This window comes from Methylobacterium sp. (assembly GCF_028290105.1).
Lineage (GTDB): Bacteria > Pseudomonadota > Alphaproteobacteria > Rhizobiales > Beijerinckiaceae > Methylobacterium.
Map to the genome: position 1 here is coordinate 1 of NZ_JAQGKL010000137.1, position 13,557 is coordinate 13,557.

At 66.4% G+C, this 13,557-nt stretch carries 11 protein-coding genes and 3 tRNA genes; 6 read left to right on the forward strand and 8 right to left on the reverse strand.

Features of this window, described 5'->3' with window-relative positions; genetic code table 11:
• Positions 1-50: 50 nt before the first annotated feature.
• From JWQ05_RS09570 to JWQ05_RS09580, 3 genes are all read left to right on the forward strand, one after another.
• A tRNA-Asp gene (locus JWQ05_RS09570) sits at positions 51-127 on the forward strand.
• 116 nt (positions 128-243) lie between these two features.
• Positions 244-459 (forward strand): hypothetical protein, encoded by a 216-nt coding sequence (locus tag JWQ05_RS09575; protein WP_299657913.1) that lies wholly within the window; start codon positions 244-246, stop codon positions 457-459.
• A 218-nt stretch (positions 460-677) separates the two neighbouring features.
• Complete coding sequence (locus JWQ05_RS09580; protein ID WP_299657956.1) at positions 678-1,121, forward strand: CAP domain-containing protein; 444 nt, start codon at positions 678-680, stop codon at positions 1,119-1,121.
• Positions 1,122-1,143: 22 nt separating this feature from the next.
• Here the strand turns inward: JWQ05_RS09580 and JWQ05_RS09585 are convergent, their stop codons facing one another.
• The 7 genes from JWQ05_RS09585 to JWQ05_RS09615 all read right to left on the reverse strand — a co-directional run bounded on the left by JWQ05_RS09585 (position 1,144) and on the right by JWQ05_RS09615 (position 8,330).
• Positions 1,144-1,425, reverse strand: coding sequence for a hypothetical protein (locus JWQ05_RS09585; protein WP_299657915.1), 282 nt, complete (start codon positions 1,423-1,425; stop codon positions 1,144-1,146).
• A gap of 66 nt (positions 1,426-1,491) precedes the next feature.
• Positions 1,492-1,567: transfer RNA gene (locus JWQ05_RS09590), tRNA-Val, on the reverse strand.
• Between the two features lie 131 nt (positions 1,568-1,698).
• On the reverse strand, positions 1,699-4,125 hold the full coding sequence (gene lon, locus JWQ05_RS09595) for an endopeptidase La (RefSeq protein ID WP_299657917.1): 2,427 nt from the start codon (positions 4,123-4,125) through the stop codon (positions 1,699-1,701).
• A 250-nt stretch (positions 4,126-4,375) separates the two neighbouring features.
• Positions 4,376-5,647 carry an ATP-dependent Clp protease ATP-binding subunit ClpX gene (clpX, locus tag JWQ05_RS09600; RefSeq protein WP_299657919.1) on the reverse strand — a complete coding sequence of 424 codons (1,272 nt, stop codon included), beginning with the start codon at positions 5,645-5,647 and terminating at the stop codon, positions 4,376-4,378.
• A 220-nt stretch (positions 5,648-5,867) separates the two neighbouring features.
• Positions 5,868-6,494, reverse strand: a complete 627-nt coding sequence (locus JWQ05_RS09605) for an ATP-dependent Clp protease proteolytic subunit (protein WP_026176059.1) — start codon at positions 6,492-6,494, stop codon at positions 5,868-5,870.
• A gap of 133 nt (positions 6,495-6,627) precedes the next feature.
• Positions 6,628-8,070, reverse strand: coding sequence for a trigger factor (tig, locus tag JWQ05_RS09610; protein ID WP_299657921.1), 1,443 nt, complete (start codon positions 8,068-8,070; stop codon positions 6,628-6,630).
• A 175-nt stretch (positions 8,071-8,245) separates the two neighbouring features.
• A tRNA-Leu gene (locus JWQ05_RS09615) sits at positions 8,246-8,330 on the reverse strand.
• A 215-nt stretch (positions 8,331-8,545) separates the two neighbouring features.
• On the opposite strand from JWQ05_RS09615, the gene JWQ05_RS09620 reads away from it, so the two are divergent.
• A complete protein-coding gene (locus tag JWQ05_RS09620) occupies positions 8,546-10,030 on the forward strand; it encodes a multicopper oxidase family protein (protein WP_299657923.1) in 1,485 nt (494 codons plus the stop codon).
• Here JWQ05_RS09620 and JWQ05_RS09625 read toward each other — a convergent pair.
• Positions 10,027-11,532 carry an NAD(P)H-hydrate dehydratase gene (locus tag JWQ05_RS09625; RefSeq protein WP_299657924.1) on the reverse strand — a complete coding sequence of 502 codons (1,506 nt, stop codon included), beginning with the start codon at positions 11,530-11,532 and terminating at the stop codon, positions 10,027-10,029. The genes JWQ05_RS09620 and JWQ05_RS09625 overlap by 4 nt on opposite strands.
• A 194-nt stretch (positions 11,533-11,726) precedes the next feature.
• Between JWQ05_RS09625 and JWQ05_RS09630 the strand changes: the two genes are divergently transcribed.
• Both JWQ05_RS09630 and glnA read left to right on the forward strand, forming a co-directional pair.
• Positions 11,727-12,065: a P-II family nitrogen regulator gene (locus JWQ05_RS09630; RefSeq protein WP_003600526.1), complete on the forward strand. Its 339-nt coding sequence runs from the start codon at positions 11,727-11,729 to the stop codon at positions 12,063-12,065.
• A gap of 143 nt (positions 12,066-12,208) precedes the next feature.
• A partial coding sequence (gene glnA, locus JWQ05_RS09635; RefSeq protein WP_299657955.1) for a type I glutamate--ammonia ligase occupies positions 12,209-13,557 on the forward strand: 1,349 nt, incomplete at its 3' end.

Sequence of the window (13,557 nt, forward strand, 5' to 3'; positions counted from 1 at the left end):
GGCGGTGACCATAAACCGCCGACACCGCCGGAAACGGGGCGGGACGTCAAGCGGGCGTAGCTCAGTTGGTTAGAGTGCCGGCCTGTCACGCCGGAGGTCGCGGGTTCGAGTCCCGTCGCCCGCGCCATATCTGCTGTTTCCACAACATGCGGGATCGTCTGAGCCTATCGCTGGTTCGACCGGATTCGTCTTTTCGCCCGCTCGCCCTACCCTGTTCATAGGGTTCCCGGCGGATATCGAGGCATGACGGGTGTTTTCTTCCTCTACTTCACGGCCTGCCTGACACGGGCGCCCGACACCTGCGAATCGCGAAAACTCGCCCTCGACGTGGAGGACGCCACGGCCTGCCTGCACGTGGCACAGCCGCAGCTCGCAGGCTGGATCGGGACCCATCCGGAATTCCGGATTACGGCTTGGCGCTGTGGCGCGCCGCCGCGCGATCTCGGTATCCGGATCTAAACCGTCCGCATCCGTAGCCGCCCGGACACAGACCTATCCGTATTGACGGGATGCCCGGCCGACGCCGCGTTTTCGCCGTATCGGCCAGCGAGGCGAAGAGCAGTCAGCCCCGTCTCCGAGATCCATCCGAACCGATGCGCTTGCCCGATACCAAGACACCGCTCCGCCGTCACGCCCCGTCCCTCGCCGCCTTTACCGCGAGCCTCTCTATCCTACTGATGGTGGCTGGCTGCGGCGGTCCGAGCGTTCTCGTACCCGACCAGCCGACGAGCCTTGTCGTCCTCGACGAACAGGCGGCTGCCGTCGCGATCTCGCGCTACCGCGCGCAGCACGGCCTCGGGCCGGTGACGATCGATCCGAGCCTGATCCGGGCAGCGTCCTTCCAGGCCGCCTCCAATGCCAAGGCCGGGCGCCTCAGCCACGAGATCGGCGGGTCCTTCAACAGTCGCATGGCGGATGCGGGCGCCGGCCGGTCCTACGCGGCGGAGAATCTCAGCGCCGGCTCGGAGACCTTCGACGAGGTCCTGGCGCGCTGGAAGGCCTCGCCGGAGCACAACAAGAACATGCTGATCCCGCAATTGAAGCGTGTCGGCATCGCCCGCGTCGATGCGCCGGGCACGCGGTACAAGCGCTTCTGGGCCTTGGTCATGGCAGGCGGCTGAAGGCAGAAGGCCTCGCCTCCGGTCAGGCGTCGGGCGTATCTGCCTCGGCCAGACCATCCTGCAGCGAGCGGATGATCGTTCGCATCTCGGGAACCATCGCGATCGCCTTGGCGATGCGGTGCGCTTCCGCGTGGGTCATGGCACCAGACGCCGCACGCTGATCCACATCGTCCGAGAAGTAGGTCCAGGCCACCGCGAGCCCGCTCGCATCCTCGACGCAGAAGCCCGCGGCCGTCTCGACGACGATCCAGGGCGGGGGAAAGGCCCGGGCCGGCAACGCATCCGTCACGGCTTCATCCGCCATCAGGCACCTCTGCGATGGATTGCGTCGCCGCTGCCGACGACGGCAAAGCGCGACGTTCCGGAGGCATGGTGGGCGGTGACGGGCTCGAACCGCCGACCCTCTCCGTGTAAAGGAGACGCTCTACCAACTGAGCTAACCGCCCGATGCGCCGCTTGGTACCGGAAGCCGCCGCGGCGGCGCAACCCCCTTCCGTCTCGCCAATCCGCGTGCGCGACATGGAAAAGGCCCCGGCGTCACCGCCGGGGCCTTTTCTGACTCGAGCGTCGTATCGTCCTAGTGGGCGATGACCGTAGCGGAATCATCCTCGGCGATCACGGGACGCACCGGACGGGCCGGTTCTTCCCACTCGATCGGCTCAGGAACTCGGACCAGGGCGTGCACGAGCACCTGATCCATCCGGGAGACGGGGATGATCTCCATTCCGTTCTTCACGCTGTCGGGCACCTCGGCGATGTCCTTGGCGTTCTCCTCCGGGATGAGGACTGTCTTGATCCCGCCGCGCAGTGCGGCGAGCAGCTTCTCCTTCAAGCCGCCGATCGGCAGCACGCGGCCCCGCAGCGTGACCTCGCCCGTCATCGCCACGTCGCGGCGCACCGGAATGCCCGTCAGCGTCGAGATGATCGCGGTCGCCATGCCGATACCGGCGGACGGACCGTCCTTCGGGGTCGCCCCCTCCGGAACGTGGACGTGAATGTCGCGGCGCTCGAACAGCGGCGGCTCGATGCCGAAATCGACAGCCCGCGAGCGGACGTAGCTGGCCGCCGCCGAAATCGACTCCTTCATCACGTCGCGCAGGTTGCCCGTGACCGTCATCTTGCCCTTGCCGGGCATCATGACGCCCTCAATCGTCAGCAATTCGCCGCCGACCTCGGTCCAGGCGAGACCCGTGACCACACCGACCTGATCCTCCTCGTCGATCTCGCCGTAGCGGAACTTCGGAGGTCCAAGAAAGACCGGAAGGTTCTCCTCGGTGACGGCAACGGCCTTCACCTTGGTGATGAGAATCTCCTTTACCGCCTTGCGGATCAGGTTCGAGATCTCACGCTCCAGGTTGCGGACGCCAGCCTCCCGCGTGTAGCGGCGGATGAGCATCAGCACACCCGCATCGTCGATCTGCCACTCCTTGGAGTCGAGGCCGTGCTTCTTCACGGCACCCGGGATCAGGTGCTTGCGCGCGATCTCGAGCTTCTCTTCCTCGGTGTAGCCGGCGATGCGGATCACCTCCATGCGGTCCATCAGGGGCGCGGGGATGTTCAGCGTGTTGGCGGTGGTCACGAACATCACGTTCGAGAGGTCGTAATCCACCTCCAGGTAGTGGTCGTTGAACGTGGCGTTCTGCTCGGGGTCGAGAACCTCCAGCAGGGCGGCCGACGGGTCGCCCCGGAAATCCATGCCCATCTTGTCGATCTCGTCGAGCAGAATGAGGGGATTCGAGGTCTTCGCCTTGCGCATCGACTGGACGATCTTGCCGGGCATCGAACCGATATAGGTCCGACGGTGACCACGGATCTCGGCCTCGTCCCGCACGCCGCCGAGCGACATGCGCACGAACTCGCGACCGGTCGCCTTGGCAATGGACTTGCCGAGCGACGTCTTGCCGACGCCCGGGGGACCGACGAGGCAGAGGATCGGGCCGGTGAGCTTGTTCGCGCGCTGCTGCACAGCGAGGTACTCGACGATCCGCTCCTTCACCTTGTCGAGGCCGAAATGGTCCTCGTCGAGCATGACCTGGGCGCCGAGAAGATCCTTCTTGATCTTCGAGCGCTTGCCCCACGGGATGCCGAGCATCCAATCGAGGTAGTTGCGCACCACGGTGGCCTCGGCCGACATCGGCGACATCTGGCGCAGCTTCTTCAGCTCCGCCACCGCCTTGTCCCGAGCCTCCTTGGTGAACTTGGTCTTCTCGATCTTCTCCTCGAGTTCGGCGAGCTCGTCCTTGCCATCCTCGGAATCGCCCAGCTCCTTCTGGATCGCCTTCATCTGCTCGTTGAGGTAGTACTCGCGCTGCGTCTTCTCCATCTGCCGCTTCACGCGGGTCCGGATGCGCTTCTCCACCTGCAGCACGGAGATCTCGCTCTCCATCAGCGACAGCACGCGCTCCAGGCGCTGCGCCACCGTGGGAATCTCCAGGATCGCCTGCTTGTCGGCGATCTTGACGGCGAGGTGAGAGCCGACGGTATCGGCGAGCTTCGAGGGCTCGTCGATCTGGGTGACGGCGGAGACGACCTCAGGCGAGATCTTCTTGTTGAGCTTCACATAGTTTTCGAACTCGGCGATGACCGAACGCGCGAGGGCTTCGGCCTCGACGCTGTCACCGAGCTCGTCCGTAAGGGTCTCGGCCTCGGCCTCGTAATAAGTGTCGGACTTCGAGAAGCGCGTGATCTTCGCGCGGCCTGCACCCTCCACGAGCACCTTCACGGTGCCGTCGGGCAGCTTCAGGAGCTGGAGCACGCTGGCCAGGGTGCCGATCTTGTAGATGGCGTCCGTCGAGGGATCGTCCTCGCTGGCGTTGATCTGCGTCGCCAGCAGGATGTGCCGGTCGGTACGGACCGCCTCCTCGAGGGCGCGGATGGACTTCTCGCGACCGACGAAGAGCGGCACGATGATATGCGGGAACACGACGATGTCGCGCAAGGGTAGGACGGCGTAGGAGCCCGTCGAGCCCGGAACGACGGGCTGGCGCGATTTCGATTGAGTCATATCGGACTTCCTCATGATGGACGCCGGGCAGCCGCTCCTCGTGTCGAGCAAGCAACCTGCCAGGGGCCGACCGGGCCGCGAGGGGGTCGGAAGTGTCTTGGGTACTCAGGGTCTGCGGCTGGTGGCGGGACACCGCACCTCGATGAGGAGAGCGTGCGGCCATCGCGCTGAACCGGAGATGGAAATCGGGGCGGATGTTTTCAAGCATCCGCCCCGTGGAACAGCTCAGACCTGCAAGTCGTCCAAAAGGTCAGGCGCTGACGCTGGCCGGGGCTTCCTTGTTACGGTCGCCGTGGATGTAGAGCGGCCGTGACTTGCCATCGACCACTTCCGGACCGATCACCACCTGCTCGACCGATTCGAGGCCGGGGAGATCGTACATGGTCTCAAGCAGGATCGTCTCGAGGATCGAGCGCAGACCACGCGCGCCGGTCTTCCGCTCGATGGCCTTGCGGGCCACCATCGAGAGCGCCTCATCCTGGAATGTCAGGTCGACGTTCTCCATCTCGAACAGGCGCTGGTACTGCTTGACGAGAGCGTTCTTCGGCTCCTGCAGGATGCGCTTGAGCGCGGTCTCGTCGAGGTCCTCCAAGGTCGCCAGCACGGGCAGGCGGCCGACGAATTCGGGGATGAGACCGAACTTCAGCAGATCCTCGGGCTCGACATTGCGGAAGATCTCGCCGGTGCGGCGGTCGTCGGGCGCCTGCACGGTCGCGCCGAAGCCGATCGAGGTGCCCTTGCCGCGCGCCGAGATGATCCGTTCAAGCCCTGCAAAGGCGCCACCGCAGATGAACAGGATGTTTGTGGTGTCGACCTGCAGGAACTCCTGCTGCGGGTGCTTGCGGCCACCCTGAGGAGGCACGGAGGCGACGGTGCCTTCCATGATCTTCTGAAGCGCCTGCTGCACACCCTCGCCGGAGACGTCGCGGGTGATCGACGGGTTGTCGGACTTCCGCGAAATCTTGTCGATCTCGTCGATGTAGACGATGCCGCGCTGCGCCCGCTCGACGTTGTAGTCGGATGCCTGGAGCAACTTGAGGATGATGTTCTCGACGTCCTCGCCGACGTAACCGGCTTCCGTCAGCGTGGTCGCGTCCGCCATGGTGAACGGCACGTCGAGGATGCGGGCCAGGGTCTGGGCAAGCAGCGTCTTGCCCGAGCCGGTGGGCCCGATCAGCATGATGTTCGACTTCGCCAACTCGACGTCGTTGTGCTTCGAGGCGTGGGCGAGGCGCTTGTAGTGGTTGTGGACCGCGACCGAGAGGACCTTCTTCGCGAAGTCCTGACCGATGACGTAATCATCGAGGACGCGGCGGATCTCCTTCGGCGTGGGAACGCCGTCGCGGGATTTCACCAGGGAGGACTTCGATTCCTCGCGGATGATGTCCATGCACAGTTCGACACACTCGTCGCAGATGAACACCGTCGGGCCCGCGATCAGCTTGCGGACCTCGTGCTGGCTCTTGCCGCAAAACGAGCAGTACAGCGTGCTCTTTGAGTCGTTGCCGCCAGTCTTGCTCATATCGGTCTCCGTTCGCGGGCATGGCACCGGTCCGGGGCGCACACGCATCCTTCGAATTTAATGGCGTTCGCCTAAAGAAACAGTCACCTGCGCGCATCTGCCGGCTTCGATCAGACTGGCGATGCAAGCACGCGACCGCGACGGGATCAAGGCGGGCTCGGGCAAAACCTCCCGCCTCGAAACGACGCGCCTGGTCGGACGACCCGGCGCGCACCGTCGATCAGGCGGCGGCGGGCTCGGGCCGCTTCTGAATCACTTCATCGATCAGGCCGAACTCCTTGGCGGCATCGGCCGTCATGAAGTTGTCGCGCTCCAGCGCCTGAACGATGGTGTCGTAGTCGCGACCGGTGTGCTTCACGTAGATTTCATTGAGGCGCTTCTTCAAGGCCTCGATCTCGCGGGCATGGATCAGGATGTCGGTCGCCTGGCCCTGGAAGCCGCCGGAAGGCTGGTGGACCATGATCCGGGCGTTCGGCAGGGCGAAGCGGTGGCCCGGCTCACCGGCGGTCAGCAGCAACGATCCCATGGACGCGGCCTGTCCGACGCAAAGCGTCGTCACGGGGCAGCGGATGAACTGCATGGTGTCATAGATCGACAGGCCGGAGGTGACGACGCCGCCCGGCGAATTGATGTAGAAGGAAATTTCCTTCTTCGGGTTCTCGGCTTCGAGGAACAGCAACTGCGCGACGATCAGCGACGCGCCGTAATCCTCGACCGGACCGGTCAGGAAGATGATGCGCTCGCGCAGCAGGCGCGAATAGATGTCGAAGGCACGCTCGCCGCGGCTCGACTGCTCGACCACCATGGGCACGAGCGCAGAGTTATAATAGTCGACCGGATCTCTCATCATCACGTGCCCCACCTACAAGGGGTCCGGCCGCGCCGCGAATCGGGCGCGCACCGGACGTTTCAGCGAACTACGGCGACGGTGAACGCCGCCTTACTCTCAAGCCCGCTGCCCATGTGGGAGCTCGCGGACTTCAGTCGGCCTTCGCGACGGCGGGCAGGCCCTCGTCGGTTCCGGTCGAAGCCGGCTCGTTCGACGCGGACTCGGGCTTCGCCTCGGTGGTCTCCGAAGCGTCCTCCTCGTCGGCGAACAGCGCCTCCTTCGAGACGGGCTCTTCGACCAGTTTCACTTGGGCGAGGACGTGATCGACGACCTTCTCCTCGAAGATCGGCGCACGCAGCTCGGCCAGTGCCTGGGCGTTCTTGCGGTAGAAGTCCCAGACCTGCTGCTCCTGGCCGGGATACTGCCGCACCCGGGCGATCAGCGCCTGGTTCACCTCGTCGTCCGAGACCTTGATATCGGCGGTCTCACCGACCTGCGCAAGCACCAAGCCGAGGCGGACGCGGCGCTCGGCGATTTTGCGGTACTCGGCGGTGGCCTTCTCCTCGGTGGTCCCCTCGTCCTCGAAGGTCTTGCCGCGGGTCTTCAGGTCCTGCTCGACCTGGGCCCAGACGGCGGCGAACTCCTGATGCACGAGGCTCGGGGGCAGCTCGAAGGCGTATTTCGTATCGAGGGCGTCGAGCAGGTCCTTCTTCAGCTTGCGGCGGGACTGCGCCTCGAAGTCGCTGCCGATGGCGGTGGAGACCGCCTCCTTCAGCTTGTCGAGGGTCTCCATGCCGAAGCCCTTGGCGAGCTCGTCGTCGATCTTGGTTTCGCCGGGCGCCTGGATTGCCGTCACGGTGACGTCGAACTCGGCATCCTTGCCGGCGAGCTGCTCGGCACCGTAGGCCTCCGGGAAGGTGGCCTTCACGACACGCTGGTCACCGACCTTGGCGCCGACGAGCTGGTCCTCGAAGCCCGGGATGAACGAGCCCGAGCCGAGTTCCAGATCAACGCCCTCGCCCTTGCCCCCCTCGAACTCGGTGCCGTCGATGCGGCCGACGAAATCGATGGTGACGCGGTCGCCGGCCTCGGCCGCCGCACCCTCCTCACGAGGGGAGAACGCGCGGTTGGAGGACGCCATGCGGGTGATGGCCTCGTCGACCTCCTCGTCGGAGGGCTTGGCCACCTGCTTGGTCAGGCTGACGTCGGACAGGTCGGCGAGCTCGAAGGTCGGCAGCACCTCGAGGGCGACGTTGAAGGAAACGTCGTCTTTGGCATCCAGCGCACGCTCGACGATGGACTTTTCACCCGGGAACTCGATCTTGGGCTCGAGGGCGAGCTTGAGGTTGTTCTCGGAGACGATCTTCTGGTTCGCCTCGTTGACGGCGTTCTGCAGCACGTCGGCCATCACCGAGCGGCCGTAGAGCTTGCGCAGGTGGGCGACCGGGACCTTGCCGGGGCGGAAGCCCTTGATCTGGGCCTTGTCCTTCAGGGTGGACAGCTCGCTCGTCAGGCGCTCCTCGAGCTCGTTCGCGGCGAGCAGAACCTGAAACTCGCGCTTCAGCCCCTGGGAGAGTGTCTCGGTCACCTGCATGGTCGTCTTTCCGCTGTCGTCCGTGTGATCGCATCAATTCGGTCCGGTCCCCGCCCCCGGCACGATCGGCCGAGACGAGGTCGGCGACAGGACATCGCGCCGCTTAGGGGCCGACGTCCTACGGCGGGCCGGGCGGCCATCGGTGTGAGCCAATCCGTTCCCGACGGCGAAGGACTGGTGCGGGCGGAGGGGCTCGAACCCCCACGTCTTGCGACACTGGAACCTAAATCCAGCGCGTCTACCAGTTCCGCCACGCCCGCAAGCGCCAACGCCCAGCGCGCATTCCGCCGCCAGAGCGCGGTCCTATAGCACGGGTGCAACGGCCCGCATCAAAAAAAGTCAGACACGCCCGGGATCGTGCCGGCGCGCCGAAACACGGACCGAGCCTCGCATTTGGACTCCTCCGGACGCGCATCCTAGAAGCGTCGCGCGAGCGCTTTCGCGCTCGATCGCCCTCTTCATCCGCCGAGGTCTCATGCCGAAAGCCCGATCGCTCGCGACCGACGTTCCGATCTCGGCCGCGCGCCGTGTCCTTCTCGGCGGGGTGGCGGCGCTGGCTGTGATGCCGCGCTCAGCGATCGCACAGGGTGCGTCGGGTCAGGGGACGAAACCGGCACCGGCGACCGCTGCCCCGGTGTCCCAGGCCGCCAGCACGGCGCCTGCGCGCACGCTTGTCGCCGCGCCCGGTGCCATACGCCTCAAGCCGGAACCCGCCCCCCCGACGCCGGTCTGGTCCTTCGACGGCAAGGCGCCGCCGCCGGTGGTCCGGATCAAGCTCGGCGAAACGGTTCGGCTCAAGGTCGAGAACAAAACGGACAAGCCCCTCAGCCTGCACTGGCACGGAGTGCGAAACCAGAATCCAATGGACGGCGTCGGCGGCGTGACCCAAAGCCCGATCGCCCCCGGCGCAGACTTCACCTACGCCTTTACGCCCCCCGATGCCGGCACCTTTCTGGTTCGGCCCCTCGTGGTGGGTGGGTCGAGCGAGCCCTCCGGGCGCGGCCTGGCCGGCGCCCTGGTGGTCGAGGAAACCTCGCCCCCGGCAGTGGATCAGGACCTGACCTTGCTGCTGCAGGATTGGCGGCTCAACGACGATTCCAGCCTGCTCGCCTTCGGCCAGCCCGCCTTCGCGGCGAGCTCCGGCCGTCTCGGCAGCCTCGTGACCCTGAACGGCGCCCCGGTCCCGGCGACGATCACGGGGCCGCCGGGCAGTCGTGTGCGCCTGCGTCTCGGCAACGTCTGCAATGCGCGCGGCACCCGCATCCGATTCGACGGCGTGAAGGTCTATGTGCTGGCGGTGGACGGGCAGCCGACCGACACGTTCGAGCCCCTGCGCGCCACCCTGCCCTTCCCACCGGGCACGCGCTACGACCTGATGCTTGACCTTCCCACCGAAGCGAGCGCCACAGGCACGATTACGGCGCTGATCGGTAACGGCCTGTCGCTCGCCACCCTCGCGGTTTCGGGCGCGCCGGTGCCGCAGGCGCGTCCGCCGATCACCAAGATCGGTGAGAACAAGCTCCTCCCAGCCGAGGTGAAGCTGCAGAACGCGGTTCGGCGCGACATCACCCTCACGGGAGGCGCCCGCATCGACAAGGACAAGCCGAGCGCCGAGCCGATCTATACCGGCGATCCGGCGAAGATCTGGGCGGTGAACGGTGTCAGCGGGGCAACCGGGATAGCGCCGCTGTTCTCGGTCAAGCGCGGGCAGGTGGTGGTGCTGGCGATCAGGAACGAAACCGCTTTTCCGCAGGCCCTGCACCTGCACGGGCACGCCTTTCGGCTGCTCCATCCCCTCGACGACGGCTGGGAGCCCTACTGGCTCGACACCTTCCAGCTTCTGGAGGGCCGCACCGCGCGGATCGCCTTCAAGGCCGACAATCCGGGCCGCTGGCTCCTCAGTTCGACGGTGCTGGAGCGCTTCGACACGGGGCTGTGGACATTGTTCGAGGTGACTTAGGCGCAGAGCAGGGCTCTCAGTACCGCCGGCATCACCTCCGGCAGGTCCTCGGCGATCAGGCCGGGGCCGTGGCGGAGGCCCGCGTCGCCGTGCAGCCAGACGGCCGCGCAGGCCGCCTCGAACGGCGCCATGCCCTGTGCGAGCAGACCCGCGACGAGGCCGGCCAGCACGTCGCCCGACCCGGCCGTGCCAAGATAGGGCGTGCCGTGATCGTTGATCGCGGCACGGCCGTCGGGGGCGGCGATCACCGTGTCGGCCCCCTTCAGCACGACGACCGCATCGGTGAGCGCGGCCGCTCGGCGCGCCCGCTCCAGCTTGCAGGCCTCCGGATCGACGGCGTCCGTGCCTTCGAACAATCGGGCGAATTCGCCTTCGTGCGGAGTGAGCACGGCCAGGGCCTGCCCATCCGAGAGATGCGCCGCGAGGAGCCGGGCCTGGCCCCTGAAGCTGGTGAGCGCGTCCGCGTCGAGGACGAGCGCCCGGCCCGTCGCGGCCGCCACCGCCACGAGGTCGCGGGTGGCCGACCCGGCGCCGAGGCCTGGCCCCGCCAGGACCACGTTCAGGCGCTCGTCCGTGAGGAGATCGTCGAGGTCGTCGGCGCTGTCGCAGGCGCGCAGCATGATCGCAGTGCAATGAGCGGCATTCTCGGCCAGCGCCGCGGTCGGCGAGACCAGGGTGACGAGGCCGGCGCCGACGCGAAGCGCGCCACGCGCCGCCAGCCGGGCGGCGCCGGTCCGCGTGGCTGGACCCGACAGCACGAGCGCGTGCCCGCGCGTGTACTTGTGGCTGGCAGCCGTGAGACGGGGCAAGGTGTTCGCCCAGAGAGCCGGATCATTGCGCCAGAGCGGCGCTTCGTCCGCAAAGCCAGCGATCAAGGCTGCGTCGCCGGTGCCGATCTCCGCCACATGCAGCGTTCCGCAATGGGCACATCCCGGCTGGAGCATGTGCCCAGGCTTCAGCGCGACGAAGGTCACGGTCTCCGTGGCCTGGACAGCCGCCCCGCGCACCGCGCCGGTGTCGCCGTCGATGCCGCTCGGCACGTCGACGGCGAGCACCGGCCGGCCCGATTTCGCCAGACGCGCGACGAGGTCGATAAGATCGGCATCGAGATCGCGAGCGAGGCCGGCGCCGAACATCGCATCGATCACCAGCGTATACGCAGCCAGATCGCCGAGGGCTTCCAAGGTGCCCACCGCACCGGCCCAATCGGCGGCGGCCTCGGCCGCGTCACCGGTCAACGCCGCGACGGGCATGAGGCCGACGAGGTCGATCGCACAGCCCGCCTCCACGAGGAGGCGGGCGGCGACGTAGCCGTCGCCGCCGTTATTGCCGGGCCCACACAGGATCAGGATGCGGGCGCCTTCGGGCACGAGCATCCGGGCCCGTGCCGCCACGGCCGCTCCGGCATGCTCCATCAGGACGCGCCCCGGAGTGCCGCCCGCCATGGCTGCGGCGTCTACCCGGCGCATCGCCTCGACCTTGAGCAGTCGCAGCGTCGTCATGGGAAATTCCTTCTGCGATGCCCGTCCGAGGCCCGTGAACCCTTTCCGGGTTCGGCCTTCGCTCGAACGTGACGCGGCACGTGCATGTTCGTTGTGCAGTTTTCCGCCATCTCCGGCCAAAACGGCGTGGCGGAGCCCGGACGGCGATGATACCAACGGTGGGTCAAGCAGCATCGAGGTCAGGCCCGCCCGGCATGAAGAAGATCGAAGCGATCATCAAGCCTTTCAAACTCGACGAGGTGAAGGAAGCCCTCCAGGAGGTCGGCCTCCAGGGCATCACTGTGATCGAGGCCAAGGGCTTCGGCCGCCAGAAGGGGCACACCGAGCTCTATCGCGGCGCCGAGTACGTGGTCGACTTCCTGCCCAAGGTGAAGCTCGAGATCGTCCTGTCCGACGCCCTGGTCGAGGGCGCCGTCGAGGCGATCCGTAAATCGGCCCAGACCGGACGCATCGGCGACGGCAAGATCTTCGTCTCGACGATCGAGGAAGCGATCCGCATTCGCACCGGCGAGACCGGGACTGACGCGATCTGAGTGACCGTCATCGGACCTCACAGCGTCATACGCGTCGCCTCGTTCTGCGCTAAGGACACGAATACCTTCCCCACCGTGGTTCGCCTCGTGCGCGCCGCGGCAAAACCATGGCCGAAGGCCGCGACTTCAAGGAGACCCCAAGGATGGCCAAGACTGCAGCCGACGTCCTGAAGGAAATCAAGGACAACGACGTCAAGTACGTCGACTTCCGGTTCACCGACCCGCGCGGCAAGTGGCAGCACGTCACCTTCGACGTCTCGCTCGTCGACGACGAGATCTTCACCGACGGCACGATGTTCGACGGCTCGTCGATCGCCGGCTGGAAGGCCATCAACGAGTCCGACATGCTGCTGATGCCGGATCCGGCGACCGCCTGCATGGACCCGTTCTTCTCCGCGTCCACCATGTCGATCGTCTGCGACGTGCTCGAGCCCTCCACCGGCGCGCCGTACAGCCGTGACCCGCGCGGCACCGCGAAGCTCGCCGAAGCCTTCCTGAAGTCGACAGGCATCGGCGACACCATCTATGTCGGCCCCGAGGCCGAGTTCTTCGTGTTCGACGACGTGAAGTTCGCCTCCGACCCCTACCACACCGGCTTCCAGCTGGATTCGACCGAACTGCCGATCAACGGCTTCACCGATTACGAGGGCGGCAACCTCGGCCACCGCATCCCCATGAAGGGCGGCTACTTCCCGGTGCCGCCGCAGGATTCGGCGCAGGACATGCGCGGCGAGATGCTGGCCGCCATGCAGTCCATGGGCGTGAAGGTCGAGAAGCACCATCACGAGGTGGCCTCCGCACAGCACGAACTCGGCATGAAGTTCGACACGCTGACCCTGCTCGCCGACCACATGCAGATCTACAAGTACTGCATCCATCAGGTCGCGCAGAGCTACGGCAAGACCGCGACCTTCATGCCCAAGCCCGTCTACGGCGACAACGGCTCGGGCATGCACGTACACCAGTCGATCTGGAAGGACGGCAAGCCGCTCTTCGCCGGCGACAAGTACGCGGATATGAGCCAGGAGTGCCTCTGGTACATCGGCGGCATCATCAAGCACGCCAAGGCGCTCAACGCCTTCACCAACCCGTCGACGAACTCCTACAAGCGTCTGGTCCCCGGCTACGAGGCCCCCGTGCTGCTCGCCTACTCGGCGCGCAACCGCTCGGCCTCCTGCCGCATCCCCTATGCGACAAACCCCAAGGCCAAGCGCGTCGAGGTCCGCTTCCCAGACCCGACCGCCAACCCCTACCTCGCCTTCAGCGCCATGCTGATGGCCGGCCTCGACGGCATCAAGAACAAGATCCACCCGGGCGATGCCATGGACAAGGATCTCTACGACCTGCCGCCCGAGGAGCTGAAGGGCATCCCGACCGTCTGCGGCTCGCTGCGCGAGGCCCTGGAATCCCTGGCCGCCGACCACGACTTCCTGTTGCAGGGCGATGTCTTCGGCAAGGACCAGATCGAGAGCTACATCGAGCTGAAGTGGCA

Coding starts and splice junctions, on each gene's coding strand:
- JWQ05_RS09620 (WP_299657923.1), top strand. CDS start 8,546: ATGCCGAAAGCCCGATCGCTCGCGACCGACGTTCCGATCTCGGCCGCG.
- JWQ05_RS09580 (WP_299657956.1), top strand. CDS start 678: ATGGTGGCTGGCTGCGGCGGTCCGAGCGTTCTCGTACCCGACCAGCCG.
- JWQ05_RS09625 (WP_299657924.1), bottom strand. CDS start 11,532: ATGACGACGCTGCGACTGCTCAAGGTCGAGGCGATGCGCCGGGTAGAC.
- JWQ05_RS09575 (WP_299657913.1), top strand. CDS start 244: ATGACGGGTGTTTTCTTCCTCTACTTCACGGCCTGCCTGACACGGGCG.
- JWQ05_RS09630 (WP_003600526.1), top strand. CDS start 11,727: ATGAAGAAGATCGAAGCGATCATCAAGCCTTTCAAACTCGACGAGGTG.
- tig (WP_299657921.1), bottom strand. CDS start 8,070: ATGCAGGTGACCGAGACACTCTCCCAGGGGCTGAAGCGCGAGTTTCAG.
- JWQ05_RS09605 (WP_026176059.1), bottom strand. CDS start 6,494: ATGAGAGATCCGGTCGACTATTATAACTCTGCGCTCGTGCCCATGGTG.
- JWQ05_RS09585 (WP_299657915.1), bottom strand. CDS start 1,425: ATGGCGGATGAAGCCGTGACGGATGCGTTGCCGGCCCGGGCCTTTCCC.
- clpX (WP_299657919.1), bottom strand. CDS start 5,647: ATGAGCAAGACTGGCGGCAACGACTCAAAGAGCACGCTGTACTGCTCG.
- lon (WP_299657917.1), bottom strand. CDS start 4,125: ATGACTCAATCGAAATCGCGCCAGCCCGTCGTTCCGGGCTCGACGGGC.